Genomic DNA, 23,085 nt, shown 5'->3' with positions numbered 1-23,085 from the left:
GCCGCGCCATTTTCACCCACGCAAGGGGTTTGCCATGGAATACGAACACAACTGGCAGGAAAAATACAGTGACATGATCGCCACCCCGGCCCAGTCCCTCAGCCACCTCAAGGCCGGCCAGCGGGTGTTCATCGGCACCGGCTGCGGCGCGCCCCAGGAGCTGATCGCGGCCATGACCCAGCGGGCCCGCTCGCTGACCAACGTCGAGATCATCCAGCTGATCACCAAGGGCGACGCCCCCTACGCCGACAAGAAGATGGCCGACAGTTTCGCCATCAACGCCTTTTTCATCAGCTCCAACATCCGCGACGTCATCCAGGAAGGATTTGGCGACTACACCCCGATCCTGCTCTCCGACGTACCCAAGCTGTTCGACTCCGGCAGCCTGCCCATCGACGTGGCCCTGATCCAGGTGACCCCGCCCGACACCCGTGGCCGGGTCAGCCTGGGCATTTCGGTGGACATCGTCCGCAGCGCCACCGAGAACGCCTCGCTGGTGATCGCCGAGGTCAACCCCAACATGCCCTGGACTCACGGCGATACCCTGGTCGATGTCTTTGATCTCGATATCCTGGTGCCGGTGGACCGGCCGATCCTGGAGCGGGCCATTGATCCGCCCAACCCGATCAGCCGCAAGATCGCCCAGACCGCCGCTGCCCTGATTCCTAACGGCTCGACCATCGAATTGGGGCTCGGTCGGGTTCCGGGCTATGGCCGCATTCCCCAGGTGGTGATGGAATTTCTGCATGATCGCAAGGATATCGGCTTCCACACCGAGATGATCTCCGACACCATCATCCCCCTGATCGAATCCGGGGCCGTGACAGGGGCGATGAAGACCATCGACAAGGGCAAGATCACCGCCAGTTTCTGCATGGGCACCAAGAAGCTTTACGACTACATCCACGACAACCCGCTGTTCAGCTTCCGGCCCACCGAATACATCAACGACGCCAACGTCATCGGCAAGCACAAGCGGATGGTGGCGGTCAACATGGCCCTGGAGATCGACCTCACCGGCCAGGTCTGCTCGGATTCGGTGGGCGGCCGCTTTTATTCGGGCATCGGCGGCCAGATCGACTTCAATCGCGGCGCGGCCAAGGCGGAGAGCGGCCGGGCGATCATCACCCTGCCGTCGTTGAACAGGGAGGGCGATGCCTCGCGCATCGTCTGCACCCTGCAACCCGGTTCGGGGGTGGTCATCAACCGGGCCAGCGTCCACTACGTGGTCACCGAATACGGCGTGGCCTATCTGCACGGCAAGTCGATCGCCGAGCGGGTCATGGCCCTGATTTCGATTGCCCATCCGGATTTCCGCGAGCAGCTGTTCCGCGAGGCGGTGGCGGCCAAGTACCTGCGGCCCGACCTGGCCCGTTTCGGCAATCGGTTCATGATTCCGGTGGAGGAATCGATCCGCGCCACCTTCCTCATGGAGGACGGCACCGAGATCGATTTCCGTTCGATCAAGCCCACCGACGAGCCCCACATGCGCGACCTGATCTACAACCTCAGCCAGGAGACCATCTATTACCGCTTCATGAGCCGGCAGCAGCGCTTCACCCCGCGCCAGATCCAGGATTTCGTCTATATCGACCACCGCCGCGACGTGGCCGTGGTGGGCACTGTGCCCGAGGCGCATGGCGAACAGATCATCGCGGTCGGCACCTACTACCTCAATGAAAAGACCAACCTGGCCGAGGTGGCCTTCGTGGTCCGCGATGGCTGGCAGAACAAGGGACTGGGTACCTTCCTCTTCCAGCACCTGATCAAGATCGCCAAACGCAACGGCATTGCCGGCTTCACCGCCGAGGTCCTGCGGGAAAACGAGCGGATGCAGAACGTGTTCAACCATTCCGGCCTCAAGGTCACCAGTCAGCTGGAAGAGGGTGTCTACAGCTTTCACATGGAATTCTGAGGGCAGGGCATGGATCTTGTCAGGAAATTGTTAAAAGGGAAAAATTTATCTCAAGATGACTTGATCCCTATACTTATACTGGCAATTGGATCAATGGGGAATAAAGTGTTGAAATCCGAAGTCGATGGCAAAATGTACGAACTGCTAAAAAAAGAATTCTCTGATCCTGTATATCATGAAAAAGTAGCAAACAACGTACCGCGATGGAAACATGATGTTGCATGGGCAAAAGAAAGAGCCAAACAACACCATGGTTATGTCAAATCAGCTGAACAATCAGGAAGAGGTATTTGGGAATTGACAAGCGAAGGAATGGAATACCTTGAATACCTCAAGAAAAAGCTACAGCGCACTTTTGTCACAAGAAAAAATCAGATCGTTGAATGATGTCTAAAATTCAACGAGATTAAAGCGTCATATAACCGTGTTCTACAATTCCAGTAATCCTTTTGAAATCGTTTCCGATTTCACCCCCTCCGGCGACCAGCCGGCAGCCATTGACCGGCTGACGGCCAACCTGGAGGCCGGGGTGCGCGACCAGATCCTGCTGGGAGTCACCGGTTCGGGCAAGACCTTCACCATGGCCCAGGTGGTGGCCCGGGTACAGCGGCCGACCCTGGTGATGGCGCCCAACAAGACCCTGGCGGCCCAACTCTTTGCCGAGTTCCGCGAACTCTTTCCCCACAACGCGGTCGAATATTTCGTCTCCTACTACGACTACTACCAGCCCGAGGCCTATATCCCGGCCTCGGACACCTACATTGAAAAGGACTCGTCGATCAACGACGCCATCGACAAGCTGCGTCACTCGGCCACGCGCTCGCTGCTCACCCGCCGCGACGTCCTGATCGTGGCCTCGGTCTCCTGCATCTACGGCCTCGGTTCGCCCGACGAATACAAGAACATGCATCTGTTTTTGCGGGTCGGCGACGATTATCCCATGGAGGAGGTGCAACGGCGGCTGGCCTTCATGCTCTACGAACGCAACGAGTTTTCCTTTCATCGCGGCACCTTTCGCGTTCGCGGTGACGTGATCGACATCTTCCCGGTCCATGAGGAGGAGCATGCGGTGCGGGTCGAGTTCTTCGGCGACACCATCGACAGCCTGTCGATCATCGATCCCCTGCGCGGCGTGGTCGTGGCCGATGTGGCGGAGATGACCGTCTTCCCCGGCAGCCACTTCGTCACCAGCCAGGACAATCTCAAGAGCGCGATGCGCTCCATCCAGGACGAGCTGCAGCTGCGGCTTTCTGAACTGCAGGCCGACAACCGGCTGGTCGAGGCCCAGCGGTTGGAGCAACGCACCTTGTTTGACCTGGAGATGATCGCCGAACTGGGCTACTGCAACGGCATCGAGAACTACAGCCGTCACCTCACCGGCAAGGAGCCGGGCGCGCCGCCGCCCAACCTGCTCGACTATTTCCCCGACGATTACCTGTTGATCATCGACGAGTCGCACATAGGGGTGCCGCAGATCGGCGGCATGTTCAACGGCGACCGTTCGCGCAAGCAGACCCTGGTCAACTATGGCTTCCGTCTGCCCTCGGCCCTGGACAACCGGCCGCTCAGGTTCGACGAATTCGAGCAACGCATCCGCCAGGTGGTGTACGTGTCGGCCACGCCCGGTCCCTACGAGCTCAACAAGGCGGGTGAACACATCGTCGAACAGCTGATCCGGCCCACCGGTCTGCTCGACCCGCGTATCGAGGTGCGGCCGGCCGCCACCCAGGTGGATGACCTGCTGGAGGAGATCCGGGTTCGCGCCGAGCGCAACCAGGCGGTGCTGGTCACCACCCTGACCAAGCGCATGGCCGAGGATCTGACCCAGTACTACGAAGAGCTGGGCATCCGGGTGCGCTATCTCCATTCGGATATCAAAACCCTGGAACGGGTGGAGCTGATCCGCGAATTGCGTCACCGCGAATACGACGTGCTCATCGGCATCAACCTGCTGCGCGAGGGGCTGGATATCCCCGAGGTGTCGCTGGTGGCGGTGCTCGATGCCGACAAGGAGGGATTCCTCCGCTCGGAACGGAGCCTGGTGCAGACCTGCGGCCGCGCGGCCCGCAACGCCGAGGGCACGGTCATTCTCTACGCCGACAAGATCACCCCGTCGATGCGCTACACCATCGATGAAACCAACCGGCGGCGAGCCATCCAGGAGGCCTACAACCGGGAGCGCGGCATCGTTCCGCAAACGGTGATCTCGGAAATCAAGGACGCCATGGCCCAGCACCTGCGGGCCGCGGGCTGGCAGCCTGCCGACGAGTACGAAGCACCGGGACTGTTGACCGCGGCCGAGCCGGAGGTGGTCTATCACAGCGTCGACGAACTGCACCGGGAGATCGCCGAGCTGGAGAAAAAGATGCAGGAAGCGGCCAAACAGTTGGCCTTCGAGGAAGCGGCCGGCTACCGCGACCGGATCAGGGAACTCAAGATGATGGAGCTGGCTGTTGGCTGATTTTTGGTACAGATGTTCATTGGTTGTGGCTCCGCCGCTGGTGCTGGGGCTGTTGCGGCTGTGGTGCGCCACGTGCCGGGTCAAGGTGCGGGACGGGGCAACCTTTCGTGACTATGCCGCGCGTGACACCGGTATTGCCGCCTTCTGGCACTACTCCTTTCTCTATCTGTTTATTTATCTGCGCCGCTATCCCTCGGCGATCATGGTCAGTGCTTCCAAAGACGGCGAGTATATCGCCCGTTTGGCCCAGCTGATGGGCCATGTAGCGGTGCGCGGCTCTTCCAACCGGGGCGGGGTCAAGGCCTTGCGGGAGATGATCGATCACTTGCGGCACGGCAAGAACAGCGCCATTGTCGCCGACGGCTCCCAGGGGCCGGCCCGGCGGGCGCAGGCAGGGGTGATTCTCATGGCCAGCAAATCGGGCAAGCCGATCTTTCCCCTTGCTTGGGCCTGTAATCGGTTTCTCCGCTTCAAGAGCTGGGACCGAACCCTGGTACCGCTGCCCTTTGCCACCATTGTCGTCCGCCATGGAGAACCCTTGACGGTGCCGCCGGCGGTGACCCCGGAGCAGATCGAATGGTACCGACTGGAACTGGAGCAACGCCTCAACCGGTTGTACGAGGCGGCCTGGAATGAAATCGGCCTGCCGGCGCATGACGCGGATGCTCAACGGAGCGGGACCGGGGCGTGAGCACCATGGATGCACGAATGCGCCCGGATTATTATTTTTCAATATGTAACGCACTAAACGCGGCAGAGAAGGAAACAACGGTTTGGACAAAGTAAAAAGTGTGGTGCTGGCGGGGCTCAGCGGCGGTTCGGGAAAATCGGTGGTTTCGGTGGCCCTGATCGCCGCCCTGCGCAATCGGGGCAAAGGCGTGGCCGCGTTCAAGAAGGGGCCGGATTACATCGATGCCGGCTGGATGAGCAAGGCTGCTGGTCAGCCCTGCTATAACCTCGACCCTTATCTGATGTCGCCGGAAGCCATTGTCTCCACCTTCCAGCGGCACCTCCACGGCAGCGCCTATGCGGTGGTCGAGGGGAACCGGGGGATTTTTGACGGTGTCAACGCCGCAGGTGAATTTTCCACCGCCGAACTGGCCCAACTGCTCGACCTGCCGGTCCTGCTGGTGGTCAACTGTTCCAAGACCACCCGTACCGTGGCCGCGCTGGTGCTCGGCTGCCAAGCCTTTGACCCGCGTATCCGCTTTGCCGGGGTGATTCTCAACCAGATCGCCAATTCCCGGCACGAGTCGATCATCCGCCAGTCCATGGAACAGTATACCGATCTGCCGGTGCTGGGGATCATGCCCCGGCTCAAGCAGGATGTCTTTCCCATGCGTCACCTTGGGGTCACGCCCCACCAGGAATATGCGGCTGCGGCCGAGGCAGTGGACAATCTGGCCGCCTTGGCGGAAACCCATTTCGATCTCGACGCCATTGCCGCCCAGATGCGGGGAGTGGTGCCCCTGCCACCCAAGGTCGCGGCGCCGGCACAACCGCTGGTGACCATCGGTGTGCTCCGCGATGCCGCTTTTCAGTTTTATTACCAGGAAAATTTAGAGGCGCTGCAACAGGCCGGGGCACGGCTGGTGATGATCGACGCCCTGCAGTCCAAGGCGCTGCCGCCGGAACTCGATGGCCTGTACATCGGCGGCGGTTTTCCCGAAACCAGCGCCCAGCAGCTGGCCGACAACGCGAGTTTTCGCCAATCGGTCCGCGAAAGGATCGACGGCGGCCTGCCGGTGTATGCCGAATGTGGCGGGTTGATCTTTCTCGGCCGTTCGATCATCCTCGATGGCCGCGAATTTCCGTTGGCCGGCGTCTTTCCCGTGACCTTCACCTTGGCCGCCAAACCCCAGGCCCACGGCTATTCGACCTTCAGAGTGGAAAAGGACAACAGGTTTTACCCTGTCGGCACCCGGATCAAGGGGCATGAGTTCCGCTATTCGCGGGTACATCAATGGGATGGGGAAAGCGACAGTCTGGTGCTGAACATGGAACGCGGCACCGGTTTTGCCGGCGGCCGAGACGGGCTGGTGAAAAACAATGTGCTCGCCCTCTACACCCATGTGATGGCCTCGGGCACGCCCCAATGGGTCGAAGGCTTCATTGCCGCAGCCCGCCACCACGCCGGGCTGACCGTGGCAGGCGGCGCCGAGGGGTGAAGGGCGTGTTGCCCGATGCCAGAGGATCGCTCGAATATCGCGCAGAGTTCTTGGTGTATCGAAAAAGGGAACGGCATAGGCTGCTTTTGACATCCCTCACGCCCAACTATATAATAGCGTAACTTATTCCCTTTTTTGCAAACGGATTGTCGTCATTGTGAAGAAATGCCTGTTGGTCATTGGTTGTGTTGCTTGTCTTGCGCCGCGTGCCGTTCTCGCGGCCCAAAATAGTCCCCTCTCTTCCGCAGCCGTCGTGCCCCTGTTTGTTGTCTTGCTTGTTTCGATTGCCGCCGGGTGGCTCTGGCGGCAGTGGCGTCGCGGCGACAATGAAAAAAAGGCCGCACTTGACCAACTGCGGTTCGCGCGCCGGATCATTGAGCAGGCCCCCGTGCCCATTGTGCGCATCGACCAGGAGTTGCACATAGTCGAAACGAACGAATGTGCCCTTGACACCTACGACCGGGAACCGTTGATCGGTTGCAGTCTGCTGGACCTGGAACCGCAGCTGGCAAACCATCCGCTGGTCGCCGCCCTCCAATCGTCCGAGCGGGTCGTGCTTGCCTCAGAGGAAACAGGCCGTTGCGAACCGCACGTCAATTCCGCCAATTTTGGCGGCACGCTCACGCTTGTTTCCCTCGCCGATCAGCAATTTGGCCTGTGGTATGGACAGCCTCCGACGCTCCGAATGCAACCGGGAGATGTGGCCGTTGCCCTGTCGCAGGCGGAGGAATCGGCCAACCGGATGAAGAGCGAATTCATTGCCAACATCAACCACGAGGTACGCACGCCGATGAACGCCATCATCGGCTATACCGAGATGCTGGCCAATTCGACGCTGCTGGGGCCAAAGGAAAAGCGTTTTGTCGCCATCATCCACAAGAGCAGCATGGCGCTGGTTGCTATTTTCAACGATATCATGGAGCTGTCCAAGATCGATTCCGGTCGGTTGCAGATCATGACCAGTTCGATTCGCCTCCCCACCCTGATTCGGGAAGTCGAAAGTCTGTTCAAGGATCAGGCCGAGGAAAAGGGAATTGTGCTCATCAGTCGGATTGCCGGCCATGTCCCGCAGAATTTTATTTTAGATGGAACGCGGTTGAAACAAGTGCTGCAGAATCTGATCAGCAATGCGATCAAATTCACCTCAGAAGGACAGGTGGAACTGACGGTCGACGGGTCGGCATCGAAGGCGCAAGCCGGTTGTTACGATCTGTCGTTCACGATCCAGGATAGCGGCATAGGCATCCCGGCGGCAGATCAGCAAAAGATCTTTGAATTGTTCCGTCAACGGGAAGATACCATTGCCAAGCGGTATGGCGGCGTGGGCCTGGGTCTGACCCTGTGCAGCCGGTTGGTGACCATGATGGGCGGCCGGATTGACCTGTTGAGCAAGGAGGGGGAGGGCGCGCGTTTCACCGTGTCGCTGGGCGCTATTCCCCTGGCCGAACATGGGCCGGTCGAGCAGCAGGTTTGTGAACGAACCCCCCGAGCCGACCAACAAAAAACCACCATCCTGGTGGTCGATGACGTCGATCTGATCAAGGATGTATTCATCGATTTCTTTCAGGACTCTCCCTACAACGTGGTCACGGCCACCAACGGTGAAGAGGCGTTGGCGCTCGCCCGGTCCGAGCATCCGGGAATGATTTTCATGGATCTCAACCTCAACGGAATGGACGGTCGGAGCATCACCGAACAGTTACGCCAACATGCCCAAACCAGCGCTGTCCCGATCGTGGTCATGACCGGTGAGATGCTGGAAGAAGACGAGTACAAACCGCTGTTCGATGATTTTCTGCAAAAGCCCTTCCGCCTGGACGCCTTGAAGGAAATCGTCGCCCGCTACGCCCAGCCGGGGGAACGTGCCGATGCCTCTCTGGAGACGGACAGCCATGATGCCGACGAGCAGGCCTTTCTTGCCAGCATGACCGAGCAGTGGAGCGACGACCTGGAACGGTTGCGCCATCAGGCCGTTCGATCCGGCAGCCTGGTCGATGCCGCCACCCTGGGCGAGGCCCTTCAGCGGCAGGGCGAAACGGCGCGACAACCCATGCTGATCGCGCTGGGCAGGGACTTGCAGCAGTTTGCCAATGAACCCAATATCCTGGGGGTTGATCGTCTGCTTGCCAAATTGTCCAGGATTGTGAACGGCAAGACCTCATGAACCGAAAAAAGCCTCTCATCTTCATCGTCGACGATGTCCCGGAGAACATTCAGATCGCCATGTCCCATCTGAAGGAACTCAACTGCGACTTTGCCTACGCCACATCGGGCGAGCAGGCCCTGGAACGGATCGCCGCCACCCAGCCGGAATTGATCCTGATGGATGTGATGATGCCGGGCATGAGCGGCTTCAAGACCGTGGAGATGCTCAATCAGAACACGGCGACCCGATCCATTCCGGTGATCTTTCTGACTGCTCGGGCCGAATCCGAGGACGTGGTCCAGGGGTTCAATCTTGGCGGTGTCGATTACATCACCAAACCTTTCAAGGGAGTGGAACTCCGTTCCCGGGTACGCAACCATCTGGAACTGCATGCCTACCGCAGCAATCTCGAACGGTTGGTGGAAGAGCGGACCCAGGAGGCCGAACTGCTCAAGGATGTGATCATCGAGGCCATGGGCGAACTGGCTGAGTATCGCGACCCGGAAACCGGCAGCCATATCCATCGGACCCGCGCCTATGTGCAGCTGTTGGCCGATACCTTGGTCAATCGTGGCCATTTTTGTGATCAACTCACCCCCGAATACAATGTTCTGTTGTGGAAATCCGCTCCGTTGCACGATATCGGCAAGGTGGCCATCCGTGATTCGATTCTGCTCAAACCGGGCAAGCTCACGCCGGAAGAGTTTGAAGAGATGAAGATGCACACCTTGTTCGGCGAGGAGGTCATAGCCAATCTGGAGCAGATGGCCGGCCAGCCGACCTCCTTTCTTAGCTGCGCCAAGGAGATCGCCGGCAGTCACCATGAAAAGTATGACGGCAGCGGCTATCCGCGCGGACTCGCCGGCGAGGCTATCCCTCTGGCCGGCCGGATCATGGCCATTGCCGATGTCTACGATGCCCTGATTTCCAAACGGGTGTACAAGAATTCCATGACCCATGACGAGGCCATGCGGATCATGATCGAGGGGAAAGGCACTCACTTCGACCCGATCTTGATTGAGGCCTTTCTCCAGGTCGAACCTCACTTCAGCCGCATTGCGGCCAATAACGTCGACTGACCGGACCGGTCGCTTTTTCCCTTTGGCAAAGACGACACATGAAAAGTTATCATAAAGAACTCTGGTTTCATGTCCCCACCCGACGCGCCTTGATCAACATTACCCCAGACGTGGAAAAATGCGTGGCGGAAAGCGGTATTTGCGAGGGGTTGCTGTTGTGCAACGCCATGCACATCACCGCTTCGGTGTTCATCAATGACGATGAGCCGGGGCTGCATGACGATTATGAACAGTGGCTGGAACGGCTCGCTCCCCATGAACCGGTCAACCAGTACCGCCACAACGGCTACGAGGACAATGCCGATGCCCATCTGAAACGGCAGATCATGGGGAGGGAGGTGGTCGTGGCGATCACCGAGGGCAAACTCCATTTCGGCACCTGGGAGCAGATCTTCTACGGGGAATTCGACGGCCGGCGCAAGAAACGGGTGCTGGTCAAGATCATTGGCGAATGACGGCGAAACAAATTGTTGATTGCATGGCCCAGATGAAGCGACGAGCACCACTGTCCATCGCCTCGCCATATCGCTTCCTCCTGCTTGGACTTGTGTGTTGCTGCCTGCTCGGTGCCAGTGCCTGTTCGGATCAGGGAGAGGAGCAGGGCAACGGTCCGCTGACCTTGTACGGCAATGTCGATATTCGCGAGGTGCAGCTGGCGTTTCAGGATGCGGGGCGGATCCTTCACCTGCACGTGGACGAAGGGGCCCTAGTCAAGAAAGGGCAGGTGGTGGCGGAGCTTGATCCTGCCCGGTTTCGGATGGAGGTCGACCGCCTGAAGGGAGAGGTGGAGGCGCAAACCCGCCAGTTGGAGCGGCTGCGAACCGGCAGCCGGCCGCAGGAAATCGGAAAGGCCCGCGCTGCCGTGGAATCGGCGAGGGCCACTCTCAGGGAAGCGGAATTGATCCTTGCCCGTAAACAGTCACTGCTGGTCACCAACCGCATTTCTCAGCAGGAGATCGACAGTGCCAAGGCGCGAGTGCAGACGCTGCAGGCCGGGCTGAAGACCGCCGAGCAAGAACTGTCGCTGACCATTGAGGGACCGCGCAGGGAAGATATCGCCGCTGCCGAGGCGACCCTGACCGCGCTCCAGTCGGCGCGAGAGCTGGCCCAGCAGCGGTTGGTCGACAGCCGCCTGCTGGCCTCGGCCGACGGAGTGATCCGCAACCGCATCCTCGAACCCGGTGCCATGGCTGCGGCCGGCGCACCGGTCTTGACCTTGGCGCTCAACGATCCGCTCTGGATTCGGGCCTATATCAGCGAGCCAGATCTAGGCAAAATCCGCGAAGGCATGCCGGCGCAGGTGCAGACTGACAGTCAACCGAAAAAGATCTACAAGGGCTGGGTCGGTTTTATTTCGTCCACCGCCGAATTTACCCCCAAGACCGTGGAAACCACCGAATTGCGCACCAAATTGGTCTACCGCGCCCGTATCTTTGCCTGCGACCCGGACCAGGAATTACGCCTGGGCATGCCGGTTACGGTCATCATCGACCCCGCGAATGCCGCCGTGCACGGAGGCGGTTCACCAAGGTGTGAGTGAGCCGGCTTGAGTGTTTTGTGCCGAGAGGGGTCCCTTTTTTTCGCGGGAATGACTTCTTTTGGAGGAAAAAGGATGGACAACGAAGCAGCAGTCTTCTGGCATGAGCAGATGGTTTCACGCGGCCAGCGCGAACTCTTGAATGGGCACAAGGGGTGCGTGATTTGGCTGACCGGCTTGAGCGCCTCGGGGAAAAGCACCATCGCCAACACGCTTGACCACAAGCTCCATCAGGCCGGCATCCATTCCACGGTGTTGGACGGCGACAATGTCCGGCATGGACTGAACGCGACCAAACAACTGCTCCGGGAGACCCATGGTGATGATTTCGCCCAGCGGTTCGGTCTGGGTTTTTCCGCCATCGACCGTGAGGAAAATATTCGGCGGATAGGGGCGGTGGCCAGGTTGTTTTCCCAGACCGGCATCATTGCCATTACCGCATTCATAAGCCCCTATCGGATCGACCGGGACCGTGTGCGCGACACGCTTCTTCCGGGAGAATTCATCGAGGTGTTTGTCGACACCCCCATGGCAGTATGCGAAGCCAGAGACCCAAAAGGCCTGTACAAGCAGGCCAGGGCAGGCAAACTCCCTGGGTTCACCGGAGTCGATGATCCGTATGAACCCCCCTTGTCTCCAGAAGTGATTTTGTCAGCCGCTGAAACCCCTCCGGATGTTCTTGCCGATGCGATCATGGCTTTCCTCCGGCAGCGCGGGATCATCGGCCAACAACCAGGGTGTTGATCCCGGTCACCCAGAGTGGACGGCACGCCGGGACAGCGATAAAAAAAGCCTCCAGACGATTTTTCGTCCGGAGGCCAGGAAAAACAAGAAAGAAGCCAGCGAATTAGCGTTTGTCTATTTTGGGCAGGGGCGTTCTGGTGTCGTATCGGGGATCCTCAAGAATAACCTGGAGTCCTCTGTTGGTTTCCGGAGCATAGAGAATCGGACCGGAAAGATTGAGGGTGATCTCTTTGGTCTCGGAAACAGAGACGATCGCCAAGACAAAACAGGTGCCGTTTTCGTCGATACCGAGTTTTTGCCGCTCGTTTTCATCGGGCAGGACAACATAGTCGAGAAAGAAATTGGTTGGGTCGGTCACCACAAAGGCAAAAGCCGGATCGTCGACGCATTGGATCCAGAACAGCGGGCCTTGCTTTTTATTGGGCATCACAAGAAAACGCTTCAACTGATCAAGGCCGATCAATCCTTCCGGGAAATGAATGACATGAGATGGGTCGTATTCAACCTCGCCAAAACGGGTGATGATGGTTTTCATTTTTTCAACGTCCTTCCTGCGAGCTTGTCACTGAGGATATCCAGGTCGGTCATATCCCAACCGGCCGCTGCTTCAATGTTTTCCTGACGGATGCGGTCAAAGACTTCCTGACGGTAAATCTTGGTGTCGCGCGGCGCTTCGATGCCGATGCGAATGCCACCGCTTTTCATCTCAATGATCTTGATGGTAATATTGTCCCCGATGATAATGCCTTCACCGGGTTTTCTGGTCAGCACCAGCATAATCGCACCTGTAAACAATTCGGGACAGGCCCGAAAAAAAGAGAAAAGGGACAGAGAAGAAGAGGTTGCCACAGGCGATCGTCCGGTTGGAATCCAACAGCGATCACCGGGTGGCAACAACGATTCTTGAGGGGCAGTATCGTGTAAAACGAGGAAAAAGGCAAGCAGTTTGAATCGGTTGGCGTGCCTAGATGAAATCGAGGATGGACAGTTGCGAAACCTTGGCGGTGACGTTGAGCGCCGCCTGGAAAGCGGTTTCCTGCTGGACGATGGCATTGAAGGACTCGATGGCATCGGCATCCTCGTAGCGGGAAAGGATTTGTTTGAGATCCACCCGCACGCCTTCCTGATAGTCCATCGCGGTTTCGACCCGGCTGGCCCGATTGCCGAGTTGGGAACGCAACCGCCGATTCTGTTCGGCTGCCCCTTCCAGATCGGCGAGACTGGTCTGCATGGCAGTCTGATCGTTGGCGCGGATGGCTTCCTCGGCTTGGGTGAGTTCGGCAAACAGATCGTACCGGCCGGGTTCGATGCTGTTGGGATTTGCCGGGTCCCAGCTTGAGGTCCCGAAAAAAAGATCGTTGCCGGTCAGGTTCACCTGGATGAGTTCGCCGGTGGTGATTTCCAGCGAGGTGGAATTTTCATCCCCCTGATAAAGGTAGGGCCAGGTGGTTGAATCGGTTGGGTCGTACAGGGCCGGGTCGTAGGCCGGATTGGTCACAAAGGGAACAGTATCTTCCTCATAGCCGGCAAAGAGGTATTTGCCGCCCACCATGCCGTTGGCCGCGTCGAGCAGTTCCTTGCGGATCTGGGCGATTTCATCGGCCAGCACCGATCGATCGGCATCGTTGAGAGAGCCGTTGATGGCATTGGTCATGATTTCCTTGGCCCGCTGCATGATATTTTCCACATGCTCAAGATGGCCGTCGGTGGCCTGCATGGTGTCCAGGGACTTGCCCATGGTTTCGAGGTAGCGGTCAACATTGGAGAGCTGCTTGCGGGTGTTGAGCACCGGGCGGATCGAGGCTGGATCGTCCGAGGGGTTGTTGAGCTTCTTTCCGGTGGCCCCAATGCTGCGCAGTTCTTCCAGCTGCGTGGCAACCGTGTTGAGACGAGAACCCAGCATCCGATAGGTCGTTCCCTGTGTGGCTTTCATGACTTATCCCTTGAGCTGAAGGAGTGCATTCATCATTTCATCGACCGTGGCGAGAAACTTGGCCGAGGATTCAAACCCGCGCTGATATTGGATGAGATCGATCATTTCTTCTTCCAGGGAGACTCCGGAATAGCCGTCGCGGAGGTTTTGCAGTTGCACTGCCGCGTCTTGAGCCCCTTGGAGGGCCAAATCGTTGCGTGCCGCCTCGATCCCCACCGTGGCCACCATCTGGCTGAAGAAATTGTCAAAGGTGTCGTTGGTCGTGCCAACCTTGTGGGTTACTTCCAGTTGGGCGATGCGCAGCGCGGTTTCATTGTCTCCGGGCGCGGCCGAGGGGTTGCCCGCGGCGGCCACCTGGGTGGTGTCGGTAATGGCGACGAGAACATTGCGGCTGGCAATCTCTCCGGGAGGAAGCGCGCTGATATCATTGAAGAAGAGATAGCCGCTCAGGCCGTTTGAACCATATCCGGTCACATGTTCCGCGTTGACTGCGCTGGTCAGGTCTATGGCCAGGGTGTTGAGATCGCTGCGCAGGTTGTCGATAAAGACATCGCGCATCTCGAACATCCCTTTGAATTTACCGCCAAGATTGTTCAAACCGATGTCGAGGGTCACGCCAACGGTTTCCAGCTGCAGATTGACATCCGTTCCCACGGTGACCGTCTTGACGGTCGAGGCCATGGTGCCCTGGACCAGCGGCATGCCGCCCGGCAGCTGTACGCACAGCATCCCGCGATTGTCGGTATAGGTTTGGATGCCAAGGGTTTGCGAAAGATCCTTGATGATCAGATCGCGTTGATCGCGGGCGGCGTTGGCCGTTTGACCGGAGATTTCGACCAGATTGATCCGATCATTCAGTTTGGCGATTTCCGCTATTTTTTCATTGAGGTATTCAACCTCGGCGATGATCGCGGTGTTCATGTTTTGCTCAACGGTGTCCAACTCGTCGGTGATGCTGCGGAAAGCCTCTCCCAACAGGTTGCCCCGTTGGATCACCACATCCCGTTCCACTTGGCCGCTCGGGTTGGCGGTCAGCTCCTGCCAGGCGTCAAAGAAATCGTTGATATCCGAGGCAAGATTGTCCTCGGTGACGTTGAAGATGCGCTCCAGTTCGGCGAGCGAATCGGATTTTCCTGTTTCCTCGCCATATTCAATCGACTTCTCTTGCAGCTGCCGGTTGATGAACACACTGTAATCCCGGCTGACATTGGAAACGGTCACCCCTTGGCCAACAAAAAAATCACCGAAGTTGACCGCCGGGATCTGCATCAACTCGGCGCGCTGCCGGGAATAGCCCTCGGTGTTGACGTTGGCGATGTTGTTGCCGACGATCTCGATGGATTTCTGATTGGTCAGCAGGCTGGTTTTGCCGGCATTCAATGCGTTGAGAAGGCTGGTCATGGCACTGTGGTTTCTCTGACGAATCGAGGGCGATCGGGCTAGGAGCGCGTTGTTGCCCCGGAGCGAGGATCGTCTATTCTTGGCAACAAATTGTTACGTTATATTACTATCGGCACGAGGGGGAAATGAGTTTAGCTCGAGCGGAGAAAATGCCGTAATATTTTGATTTGAATGAAAAATTCAGAAGTGTCGCCCAGCGGCGGGCGATGGAGGAACAGAGAGGAGACGGCGGTGCTGGAAAGTGGGCGCTCAGATTCTGCCGGAAAGCAGACGGCCGTTGATGGTGGAATTCTGCGAACGCCCATAAGGATTGTAGGTGACTGGAACCGACTTGCGGCCAAAGAATTCCATGGTGTCCTGGATCCAGTTGAGGGTCGCGCGGAAGAGGAAGGCGTTGCGCCGGTTTTCCCGCTGAATCTCCCGGGCAACCTGTTGGTCATCGGGGTGGAGAGTGTCTACGCCGTTGAGCGCGAGAATGATCGCCTCCTTGCGCCGGATATCGGCCATCATCGAGGCCAGGTCCAACATTTTGGCATGCTCGCGCTCGGCTTGAATGGTTTCGCGCAACTGAACCAGCAGGGCGCGCACGGTTTCACGTTCCATGTTCTCAACCCTCGACCAGGAACTTGAGCAGACTGGAAGCCACCTTGTTCAGATCCGGCTCGTACTGGCCATTGGCCACCTGGGCCTTCAGTTCCTGTACCCGCGCGGCGCGTTCCGCGTCCTCGGCCTTGCCGGTCGCAAGCGTCGCCGTCGCGCCCTGCAAGGCCGACGAGAAGGACACATTTCCCTTGCCTTCGGATTTGGAGGTTTTTTGCGTTTCACCGGCTGGGCCTAACTTATTGAGACCGCCTATCTGCCCCATGTTGCGTACTCCAAAAAATTCCACGGTCATCTCGTTCACCTATAAAGAAAAGATATCAAGCCACAGCCTTTGATTCTGCCGCCCAGTCATCGAGTTTTTGCATCACCGCATCGTAGGTTTCGTAGGAGATGTCGGGCAACCAGTCGCCAAAAGCCTTTTTCGCTTCGGCAAATCCCTTGTCAATCCCCTGCTTGATGGCATCGATGCGTGTCGCGTCGCCTCCGGCAACACCGATGGCGAATTGGAAAATCCGTTCCGATGTCTGCTTCACTCCGAAGTAGCCATCTTCGCTGATGAGTTCCTGCGCTTCTTCGGGAGTGACGGCCGCAATATCGATTTCGCTGTTGCCAACAGCAATCTTGGTGTTGACGCCCTGTTCCTGCAGCAGGTTGGCCACCAAATCCCGCAACATCCCGTATCGGGATTCGTCAGCGGCAGTCAGCTGCATGGATTGGGTATAGGTAACGGCAGCGGTTGATTCGCGTCGCAGGTTAAGCGTATCCGTGGTACTCGCCTTGGTGCCGTCGATGCTGGTGGTGGCCACCCTGGATATGTCGATGCTTGCGCTCTGGTAGGTCGCAAGCGTGCCGTGCATCTGGTTCTGATTGATTGTTTGTACCATTTTTCTGCCTCCATGCAGTCCATTATGGGCCATCCTGGCCCAAGCTCACAGGCATTTTTCTTCCTGTTAGTTTGTATATCGGACTCGGCGGGGAAAAACTTTACAAAAAAACACACGGCGCCATGAGAAAAAATTGTCTAGGCACCGGCTATTTTTCAGGGGGCAGTTTTTTTTCCATCTGGCGATACATTTGATCCGCCAGGCCGATACTCTGTTTCCGGGCGATATTGGTGGCGATTTCCTGATCGATCATGTCCTGATACATACGGCTGGAGGAGTCCCGTGGAAACAAGCCGTTGTCAGGGACGGTCTTGCGCATGGCCTTGAATAGGGATTGGATGAAGATCGCCTCAAAATCCTGGCAGGATTTTTTCAGCGCCTGTCGATCCTTGAGTGCATGCTGCGTTTCCGGAGATTGGGGAACGGCGAGGAGAGGGTTCGCGTCAAGACCTGTTTTCATGGAGATACGCTCAAAGGCTGTGCACAATGCGTTATAAGATGACCAGTTCGCCCTGGAGGGCGCCGGCGGCCTTGATGGCCTGAAAAATGGCGATCAGATCACGGGGGGTGGCGCCGATGGCGTTGAGCGCCCTGGCGATTTCACCCAGATTGACGCCCATCGGCAGGACAACCAGATTGCCCGCCTCTTCGGTCGCGGTGATGGTCGTTGCCGGGGCCGCCACGGTGGTGCCGGCGGCCAGCGGGTTGGGTTGGGACACTTCCGTGGCTTCGGAGATCACCAGATTGAGGTTGCCGTGCGAAACCGCCACCGTGGAAATACGGACATCCTGCCCCATGACGATCGTGCCGGTTCGTTCGTTGACCACGATCTTTGCCGGTCGGTCCGGCTCGATTTCGATGCTCTCCAGATCCGAGATAAAGCTCACGACATCTCCCTTGACACGCGACGGTTTGGTGACCTTGACCGTGCGGGAATCCATGGGTTTGGCCGTCCCGCTGCCAAAATGGGCGTTTATGGCCTCGGCCATGCGGGAGGCGGTGGTGAAATCGGTGTCGCGGAGCTGGTACAACAGGTCGCCGGAGGGAGGCAAAGCATAATTGACCGCCCGCTCGACAATCGCCCCGCCGGTGAGGTGGCCGGACGTGGGGAAATTCTTCTGCGCTTTGGCCGCCTTGCCGCCAAAAGCGATGCCGCCGACCGCCAACGGCCCTTGGGCCACGGCATAGGTATTGCCGTCCGGGCCTTTCAACGGGGTCATAAGCAGCGTGCCCCCGGAAAGGCTGGAGGCGTCGCCGATGGAAGAAACCTGGATGTCGATGGCGGAACCAGGCCGGGCAAAGGGCGGCAGCTGGGCGGTGACCATGACCGCGGCCACGTTGTCGGTTTTCATCTGTTTGAACACATCCTCGGGGATGGCCATGCCCATGCGTTTGATCATGTTGATCATGGCCTGCTTGGTGAACACCGATTTCTTGATGTCGTCACCGGTGCCGTTGAGGCCGATCACCAGGCCGTATCCCATCAGCTGATTGTCGCGCACGCCTTCGATATCCGCCAGGTCCTTGATGCGGGTTGCGGAGGCATCCGCTGCGATGCAGAAAACGGTCAGCAGGACGGAAAGGCCGAGGCGATAAATTCGCGGGGTCATGGCAATGCCCTCCATGGTCGTTAAAACGGCCAGGTATGGTCAAAAATACGCATCATCCAGCCAGGTTTCTGTTTGTCGGAAACAGCGCCTTTGCCGGTGTAGGAGATTTGGGCGTTGAGAATGTTGCCGGAATTGACCGTGTTGTCGGCGGTCACGTCGTACGAGCGGACAATGCCGGTCAGGTAGATGATCTGATTTTCGTTGTTGACCGTCACCGATTTTCCGCCCCGGATTTTAAGGTTGCCGTTGGGATAGACCTCGACCACCTGGGTGGTCAGGGTGGCCACCAAATTCTCCGAACGGGTGGTCTTACCGCCGCCGGAAAATTGATTGCCCGACGACGCTTCCACCAAGGCGGAGGTTTCGAGGTTGCTGTTTTTTTCTTCCAACGATTTCTCCAGTCCAAAAAAACTGGAGATACCGGCGGAAATGCTGGATGAACGGTCGGTGTCGGTGGTCGCTTCCTTGGAGGCCTTGGCCTCTTCTTCAATAATCACGGTGACGATGTCGCCGACCCGGCGGGCCTTGACATCAGCCAGCCAGTTTCCCTCGTCGCCATTCCATAAGGTGCCGGGAGATTGCGGTCTGGCATCGTCCACCACCGGTTCCTCGAGCGGTTCCGTCACGGGCGATACTTCTTGTGAAGTCGAACCGCAGCCGGCTGTCACCAAGGTCGCCGCCAGCAAGAGCACCATGGCCATGCGGGCGGTGTAATTGCGCTGCAGTCGGATATGCAGGGCGGGCATAAGGGATGGTTGCATGATTAAAACTCCACGGAAACCATGCCGGGACCGTCGACCCGGCAGTGAATCAGTTTATTGGAACCGATGTTCTTGACCTGGATGATTTCCCCCAACCGTCCATCCGTTTTGGCCAGGCCGCTGGTGGACAGTTGCAGGGCGCCTTTGCGGGCAAAAATCTTGACCATCTCTCCGTCCTTGACGATGGGCGGCGCGGCAATGTGCGCTTGTTCCAGCACGGTCCCGGCGTTGACCGTGCGCGCCACCTGCATGCCGATGAGTTGCTCTTTGCTGGTGTACGGGTGATTGAGGCCGCCGATGTCTTGTTGCATGACCGCGATGTTGCTGTCGTTGATCACATCGCCCTTGTTCAGGCGAACCGCGGCGGTCACCACTTCGGCGACGGCCTCCAGCCGGCCGCGGACAACACAGGTGGTGGCCGGCTTGTCGTCAACGGCAAAGGCGATGGAAAAACTGGAGCTGCCCGTGATGCCGGGTCGGGAAGGCGTGACCGTCCAGCTCAGCTTGCCGGCAGGCAGGGTCAGTTCTTCGGGGGCCCGCATGGCGGTGAACCGGATATTGGTTCCGGCCAGCCGGCCGCTGTTTTCCTTGAGATACTGATCAATAATTGCCTGCAACTGGTCCCGATTGATGAACGTGCCCTGACGCCGGACCACGATCGTCTGGCTGCCCTGCCAGTCGACCTCGGCCACTTCCTGCCGGTTGCGCAGGGAATTGATCACCGAAACCGTATACAGCTCTTTTGTTTTGCCTGGCGCGGGCGACACCGCCACCGGCAGTTGGCCGATGGCCTCGGCTTCCTCGCCCGCCGGTCCGATCACCGCAATGTCGCCAAGCACGATCCGGGATCCGGTGATGGTGACAGCCGGTTGAAAATTGACCGTGAGCTGCGCGAACAGCGCAGCTGGCCGGGCCAATGCAACGATGCAGAAAAGGAAGAGCGCAAATTTCAATCCGTTACACCATGTTTGTGACGGTTTGCATCATTTCGTCCGAGGTCGTGATCACATTGGAGTTGATTTCAAAAGCCCGTTGGGTGGTGATCATGTGGGTCATCTCCTCGACCAGGTTGACGTTGGAATTTTCCACATATCCTTGCAACAGGGTGCCGATGCCGTTGGTTCCCGGAGCGCCGATCAAGGGAGCGCCCGACGCCTCGGTTTCGCGAAAGAGATTGCGCCCGATGGCGATCAGGCCGGCATCGTTGACAAAATCCACCAGGTCGACGTTGCCCAGTTCGGTGGAGGTGGTGTCATCACCGACAATGGCGCTGACCACCCCCGTTTGGCTGATGGTCACCTCGCGGGCATCCTCGGGGATGACGATTTCCGGTTCGATCGGAAAGCCGTCCGAGGTGGTTAATCGTCCTTCGCCGTCGAGTTTGAGATTCCCCGCCCGGGTGTAGGCAATGTTGCCGTCGGGCAGGGTCACCTGAAAAAATCCCGGGCCCTCGATGGCCACGTCCAGGGTATTCTCGGTCTGGACAATATCGCCTTCGGTGAACACCTTGGTCACCGCGGCAGGTTTGACGCCCAGACCCACCTGAATGCCGGTGGGCGACCTGGTGTCGGCCGAAGTCGGCGAACCGGGTACCTTCATGATCTGGTAGAGCAGATCCTGAAAATCGGCGCGGCTCTTTTTGAATCCGGTGGTCGATACGTTGGCCAGGTTGTTGGCAATGACGTCCATATTGAGATTCTGGGCCGACATGCCGGTGGTTGATGTCCAGAGTGAGCGCATGGGTGTGCCTCGCGTGCAGAGCTAGTTTTTATATCGCAACCAGGCGCGGCCATTAGCTGACCGAACCCAGTTCATCCTGTTTTTCCCCAAGCTTGGAATAGCTTTCCAGGGCCTTGAGGTGGGCTTCAAAGGTTCTCTGGGTGTCGACCATGGCGGTCATTTCCTCGATCATGTTGACGTTGGAGGTTTCAAGACTGCCCTGGAGCACCCGATAATCGGCCAAAGGTTGATCACCGCCTTCCTCGAGCGCGTAAAGGGCGTTGCCCGCCTTTTTCAATTTGTCCTGATCCGGGACGGCAAAGACCTGAATCCTGTTGCCGGTCAGGGTGCCGGCGACGGAGATGTCTCCGGATTCGGCGATGACGATATCCTTGCCCAAGGCGGTATCGATTTGCAGCGGTTCGTTGCCCGCTCCCAGCACATTGAGGCCGTCCTCGGTTTTTACCATGCCGTTGTCGTCGAGCATCAGCCGTCCCGATCGGGTGTAGAATGTTTCCCCGCCCTTGCGCACCTTGAAAAACCCTGGTCCGTCAATGGCCACATCCAGCGGCCGATCAGTGGGCTGCATGCCGCCCTGGCTGAAATCGACACCGATCTTGCGGATGCGCGCAAAATTGATTCCCCGCGCATCGGACGCCTGCTGGGCACCCCGCAGGATGGCCGCAAAGCTGATCCGGTCCTTTTTGAAGCCCGTGGTGCTGACATTGGCCAGATTGGCGGCGACGTTGCTCATCGCCTGTTCCCTGGCAACCGCGCCGCTCAGCGCGCTGTATTTTCCTGATCCCATGGTTGTGCCCTTGTCGTGAGGAGAAGGTGGCTGGTTTTCTTGTCGGTTGTGCTGGCCGCAATCTTAACGGTGAAATGAACCGGCGGTCAGGCGCTTTCAGCCTTCCCGGTGTTCAGCGACCGTACTTGGCCATGGCGCTCAGGCTGAGCAGCTGGCCGGCTTCGACGCTCGAGATGCCAAGAATGGCCGCGATCTCCTCCACCTCCAAGCCCTGCGAGGCCAGTTTGCTGAGGATCCGATACTTTTCCGGCGGCCGCTTGTCGAGTTTGGCCAGAGTGTCCAGGCGCGGACGCTGCAACTCGGTGGTCAGGCTGGCCGCCTTGAGGGCAGTGCCGAAGGCGAGCCGTTCGGCGTCAAACCCCTCGTCGTGCAGGGCGGCTTCTATTTTTTGTTGCAGCGCCTCTATCCGTTTGCGGGCCCTGAGTCGCTCGCTCTTGTCCCGGTGCAGGACCAGCAGGGCAGCCAGCAGGCAAAGGGCCAAGGCGGTTGCAAGGAGGCCGAGAATCAGGGGGAGGGAGAGTGGCATGGGAAACCTCAAAGGTGGCGATCAGGGTTCGTACAGTTCGGAATTGAGCAGTTTGACCCGCAGCTTGAGCAGGGCCTGGCTGTGCAGCTGCGATACCCGGCCCTCGGAAACGCTCAGCACTTCGGCGATTTCTTTTTGGGTCAGTTCCTCGTAGTAGTACAGGGCGATGACCAGCCGTTCCTTTTCCGAGAGCTCTTCCAGAATCTCGGCCATGACCCGGGTCATCTCCTCCTTTTCCAGCAGATCGTCCGGAACGGGGCCGCCGATATCCTCCAGGCTGTCGAGAAAGCTGCGCCCGTCCTCGGTGTGATCGAGGGTCTCGTGCAGGCTGACGCAGCCCAGGTGGCTGACTTCGGCAAGCAGGTCGCGGTACTCGTCGATGCTCAGAGCCATTTCGCGGGCCATTTCCTCTTCCTCCGGCGAGCGGCCCAGCTGCCGTTCCAGGCGGAGCATGGTCTGGGTCAGGGTGTTTTGCTTGTCGCGCATCGAACGGGAGAACCAGTCGAGCTTGCGCATTTCGTCAAAGATGGCGCCGCGCACCCGGTATTCGGCAAAGGTCTTGAATTTGACCCCCTTGGTGGGATCGAATTTATTGGCGGCGTCGACCAATCCGACCATGGCGGCGCTGATCATGTCTTCCTTGGTCATGAAGCTCGGCACCTGGGGAGTCATGCGCTGCACAACCAGTTCGACCAGCGGCATGTTTTCCCGAATCAGCTGGGAGCGGTCATCAAGAGGCGGTACCGGAGGGAACATAGTAATCATCCGTGATTATGATACCTGTTGGTTG

At 58.4% G+C, this 23,085-nt stretch carries 25 protein-coding genes; 10 read left to right on the top strand and 15 right to left on the bottom strand.

The genetic code is table 11. The features are described from left to right. Positions 1-34: 34 nt before the first annotated feature. The 10 genes from DESPR_RS11310 (at position 35) to cysC (ending at position 12,050) form a co-directional block, all read left to right on the top strand. Entirely contained in the window at positions 35-1,915 is a 1,881-nt protein-coding gene (locus DESPR_RS11310) for a bifunctional acetyl-CoA hydrolase/transferase family protein/GNAT family N-acetyltransferase (protein WP_015724948.1), read from the top strand. A 9-nt stretch (positions 1,916-1,924) separates the two neighbouring features. Continuing rightward, positions 1,925-2,302, top strand: coding sequence for a hypothetical protein (locus tag DESPR_RS11305; protein WP_043770022.1), 378 nt, complete (start codon positions 1,925-1,927; stop codon positions 2,300-2,302). A gap of 37 nt (positions 2,303-2,339) precedes the next feature. Beyond that, positions 2,340-4,376 carry an excinuclease ABC subunit UvrB gene (gene uvrB / locus DESPR_RS11300; protein ID WP_015724947.1) on the top strand — a complete coding sequence of 679 codons (2,037 nt, stop codon included), beginning with the start codon at positions 2,340-2,342 and terminating at the stop codon, positions 4,374-4,376. Beyond that, the gene (locus tag DESPR_RS11295; RefSeq protein ID WP_015724946.1) at positions 4,369-5,067 is read left to right on the top strand and encodes a lysophospholipid acyltransferase family protein; all 699 of its coding nucleotides are present in this window, start codon (positions 4,369-4,371) and stop codon (positions 5,065-5,067) included. The genes uvrB and DESPR_RS11295 overlap by 8 nt, the downstream gene beginning before the upstream one ends. Before the next feature lie 82 nt (positions 5,068-5,149). Next, complete coding sequence (locus DESPR_RS11290; protein WP_015724945.1) at positions 5,150-6,544, top strand: cobyrinic acid a,c-diamide synthase CobB; 1,395 nt, start codon at positions 5,150-5,152, stop codon at positions 6,542-6,544. Positions 6,545-6,797: 253 nt separating this feature from the next. Next, a complete protein-coding gene (locus DESPR_RS11285) occupies positions 6,798-8,708 on the top strand; it encodes an ATP-binding protein (RefSeq protein ID WP_015724944.1) in 1,911 nt (636 codons plus the stop codon). Then, positions 8,705-9,769 (top strand): HD domain-containing phosphohydrolase, encoded by a 1,065-nt coding sequence (locus DESPR_RS11280; RefSeq protein ID WP_015724943.1) that lies wholly within the window; start codon positions 8,705-8,707, stop codon positions 9,767-9,769. The genes DESPR_RS11285 and DESPR_RS11280 overlap by 4 nt, the downstream gene beginning before the upstream one ends. Positions 9,770-9,807: 38 nt before the next feature. Further along, a complete protein-coding gene (locus tag DESPR_RS11275; RefSeq protein WP_015724942.1) occupies positions 9,808-10,224 on the top strand; it encodes a secondary thiamine-phosphate synthase enzyme YjbQ in 417 nt (138 codons plus the stop codon). A 32-nt stretch (positions 10,225-10,256) separates the two neighbouring features. Beyond that, a complete protein-coding gene (locus DESPR_RS11270; protein WP_169701596.1) occupies positions 10,257-11,309 on the top strand; it encodes an HlyD family secretion protein in 1,053 nt (350 codons plus the stop codon). A 72-nt stretch (positions 11,310-11,381) separates the two neighbouring features. Further along, complete coding sequence (gene cysC, locus DESPR_RS11265; RefSeq protein WP_015724940.1) at positions 11,382-12,050, top strand: adenylyl-sulfate kinase; 669 nt, start codon at positions 11,382-11,384, stop codon at positions 12,048-12,050. A 103-nt stretch (positions 12,051-12,153) separates the two neighbouring features. Here the strand turns inward: cysC and DESPR_RS11260 are convergent, their stop codons facing one another. From DESPR_RS11260 to DESPR_RS11190, 15 genes are all read right to left on the bottom strand, one after another. Beyond that, positions 12,154-12,585 carry a flagellar assembly protein FliW gene (locus tag DESPR_RS11260; RefSeq protein WP_015724939.1) on the bottom strand — a complete coding sequence of 144 codons (432 nt, stop codon included), beginning with the start codon at positions 12,583-12,585 and terminating at the stop codon, positions 12,154-12,156. Continuing rightward, positions 12,582-12,827, bottom strand: coding sequence for a carbon storage regulator CsrA (gene csrA / locus DESPR_RS11255; protein WP_015724938.1), 246 nt, complete (start codon positions 12,825-12,827; stop codon positions 12,582-12,584). Before csrA ends, DESPR_RS11260 begins: the two co-directional genes overlap by 4 nt. A gap of 187 nt (positions 12,828-13,014) precedes the next feature. Continuing rightward, on the bottom strand, positions 13,015-13,983 hold the full coding sequence (gene flgL, locus DESPR_RS11250) for a flagellar hook-associated protein FlgL (protein ID WP_015724937.1): 969 nt from the start codon (positions 13,981-13,983) through the stop codon (positions 13,015-13,017). Between the two features lie 3 nt (positions 13,984-13,986). Next, a complete protein-coding gene (gene flgK / locus DESPR_RS11245) occupies positions 13,987-15,384 on the bottom strand; it encodes a flagellar hook-associated protein FlgK (protein WP_015724936.1) in 1,398 nt (465 codons plus the stop codon). Between the two features lie 249 nt (positions 15,385-15,633). Then, complete coding sequence (locus DESPR_RS11240) at positions 15,634-15,987, bottom strand: hypothetical protein (RefSeq protein WP_015724935.1); 354 nt, start codon at positions 15,985-15,987, stop codon at positions 15,634-15,636. Positions 15,988-15,991: 4 nt separating this feature from the next. Beyond that, positions 15,992-16,279, bottom strand: a complete 288-nt coding sequence (flgM, locus tag DESPR_RS11235; RefSeq protein ID WP_015724934.1) for a flagellar biosynthesis anti-sigma factor FlgM — start codon at positions 16,277-16,279, stop codon at positions 15,992-15,994. Between the two features lie 25 nt (positions 16,280-16,304). Continuing rightward, positions 16,305-16,871: a hypothetical protein gene (locus DESPR_RS11230; protein ID WP_015724933.1), complete on the bottom strand. Its 567-nt coding sequence runs from the start codon at positions 16,869-16,871 to the stop codon at positions 16,305-16,307. A 148-nt stretch (positions 16,872-17,019) separates the two neighbouring features. Continuing rightward, the gene (locus DESPR_RS11225; RefSeq protein ID WP_015724932.1) at positions 17,020-17,331 is read right to left on the bottom strand and encodes a rod-binding protein; all 312 of its coding nucleotides are present in this window, start codon (positions 17,329-17,331) and stop codon (positions 17,020-17,022) included. Positions 17,332-17,362: 31 nt separating this feature from the next. Then, positions 17,363-18,481 (bottom strand): flagellar basal body P-ring protein FlgI, encoded by a 1,119-nt coding sequence (locus DESPR_RS11220; protein WP_015724931.1) that lies wholly within the window; start codon positions 18,479-18,481, stop codon positions 17,363-17,365. A 20-nt stretch (positions 18,482-18,501) separates the two neighbouring features. Continuing rightward, positions 18,502-19,242 (bottom strand): flagellar basal body L-ring protein FlgH, encoded by a 741-nt coding sequence (locus DESPR_RS11215; RefSeq protein WP_015724930.1) that lies wholly within the window; start codon positions 19,240-19,242, stop codon positions 18,502-18,504. Between the two features lie 2 nt (positions 19,243-19,244). Further along, positions 19,245-20,195 carry a flagellar basal body P-ring formation chaperone FlgA gene (flgA, locus tag DESPR_RS11210; protein ID WP_043770012.1) on the bottom strand — a complete coding sequence of 317 codons (951 nt, stop codon included), beginning with the start codon at positions 20,193-20,195 and terminating at the stop codon, positions 19,245-19,247. A gap of 4 nt (positions 20,196-20,199) precedes the next feature. Then, on the bottom strand, positions 20,200-20,982 hold the full coding sequence (gene flgG / locus DESPR_RS11205; RefSeq protein WP_015724928.1) for a flagellar basal-body rod protein FlgG: 783 nt from the start codon (positions 20,980-20,982) through the stop codon (positions 20,200-20,202). A 52-nt stretch (positions 20,983-21,034) separates the two neighbouring features. Further along, the gene (gene flgF, locus DESPR_RS11200; protein WP_015724927.1) at positions 21,035-21,769 is read right to left on the bottom strand and encodes a flagellar basal-body rod protein FlgF; all 735 of its coding nucleotides are present in this window, start codon (positions 21,767-21,769) and stop codon (positions 21,035-21,037) included. 112 nt (positions 21,770-21,881) lie between these two features. Next, positions 21,882-22,295 carry a hypothetical protein gene (locus tag DESPR_RS11195; RefSeq protein ID WP_015724926.1) on the bottom strand — a complete coding sequence of 138 codons (414 nt, stop codon included), beginning with the start codon at positions 22,293-22,295 and terminating at the stop codon, positions 21,882-21,884. Positions 22,296-22,316: 21 nt separating this feature from the next. Next, positions 22,317-23,051, bottom strand: coding sequence for a FliA/WhiG family RNA polymerase sigma factor (locus DESPR_RS11190; RefSeq protein WP_015724925.1), 735 nt, complete (start codon positions 23,049-23,051; stop codon positions 22,317-22,319). Between the last annotated feature and the right edge of the window lie 34 nt (positions 23,052-23,085).

The organism is Desulfobulbus propionicus DSM 2032, assembly GCF_000186885.1.
Lineage (GTDB): Bacteria > Desulfobacterota > Desulfobulbia > Desulfobulbales > Desulfobulbaceae > Desulfobulbus > Desulfobulbus propionicus.
The sequence above is the reverse complement of the archived record's forward strand: the minus strand, read 5'-3'. Positions and strand labels throughout refer to the sequence as shown.

Coding starts and splice junctions, on each gene's coding strand:
- DESPR_RS11215 (WP_015724930.1), bottom strand. CDS start 19,242: ATGCAACCATCCCTTATGCCCGCCCTGCATATCCGACTGCAGCGCAAT.
- DESPR_RS11275 (WP_015724942.1), top strand. CDS start 9,808: ATGAAAAGTTATCATAAAGAACTCTGGTTTCATGTCCCCACCCGACGC.
- DESPR_RS11190 (WP_015724925.1), bottom strand. CDS start 23,051: ATGTTCCCTCCGGTACCGCCTCTTGATGACCGCTCCCAGCTGATTCGG.
- DESPR_RS11310 (WP_015724948.1), top strand. CDS start 35: ATGGAATACGAACACAACTGGCAGGAAAAATACAGTGACATGATCGCC.
- flgK (WP_015724936.1), bottom strand. CDS start 15,384: ATGACCAGCCTTCTCAACGCATTGAATGCCGGCAAAACCAGCCTGCTG.
- DESPR_RS11195 (WP_015724926.1), bottom strand. CDS start 22,295: ATGCCACTCTCCCTCCCCCTGATTCTCGGCCTCCTTGCAACCGCCTTG.
- flgM (WP_015724934.1), bottom strand. CDS start 16,279: ATGACCGTGGAATTTTTTGGAGTACGCAACATGGGGCAGATAGGCGGT.
- csrA (WP_015724938.1), bottom strand. CDS start 12,827: ATGCTGGTGCTGACCAGAAAACCCGGTGAAGGCATTATCATCGGGGAC.
- DESPR_RS11220 (WP_015724931.1), bottom strand. CDS start 18,481: ATGACCCCGCGAATTTATCGCCTCGGCCTTTCCGTCCTGCTGACCGTT.
- DESPR_RS11260 (WP_015724939.1), bottom strand. CDS start 12,585: ATGAAAACCATCATCACCCGTTTTGGCGAGGTTGAATACGACCCATCT.
- DESPR_RS11270 (WP_169701596.1), top strand. CDS start 10,257: ATGAAGCGACGAGCACCACTGTCCATCGCCTCGCCATATCGCTTCCTC.
- DESPR_RS11280 (WP_015724943.1), top strand. CDS start 8,705: ATGAACCGAAAAAAGCCTCTCATCTTCATCGTCGACGATGTCCCGGAG.
- DESPR_RS11225 (WP_015724932.1), bottom strand. CDS start 17,331: ATGAAAACAGGTCTTGACGCGAACCCTCTCCTCGCCGTTCCCCAATCT.
- DESPR_RS11230 (WP_015724933.1), bottom strand. CDS start 16,871: ATGGTACAAACAATCAATCAGAACCAGATGCACGGCACGCTTGCGACC.
- flgG (WP_015724928.1), bottom strand. CDS start 20,982: ATGCGCTCACTCTGGACATCAACCACCGGCATGTCGGCCCAGAATCTC.
- flgL (WP_015724937.1), bottom strand. CDS start 13,983: ATGAAAGCCACACAGGGAACGACCTATCGGATGCTGGGTTCTCGTCTC.
- cysC (WP_015724940.1), top strand. CDS start 11,382: ATGGACAACGAAGCAGCAGTCTTCTGGCATGAGCAGATGGTTTCACGC.
- DESPR_RS11305 (WP_043770022.1), top strand. CDS start 1,925: ATGGATCTTGTCAGGAAATTGTTAAAAGGGAAAAATTTATCTCAAGAT.
- DESPR_RS11240 (WP_015724935.1), bottom strand. CDS start 15,987: ATGGAACGTGAAACCGTGCGCGCCCTGCTGGTTCAGTTGCGCGAAACC.
- flgF (WP_015724927.1), bottom strand. CDS start 21,769: ATGGGATCAGGAAAATACAGCGCGCTGAGCGGCGCGGTTGCCAGGGAA.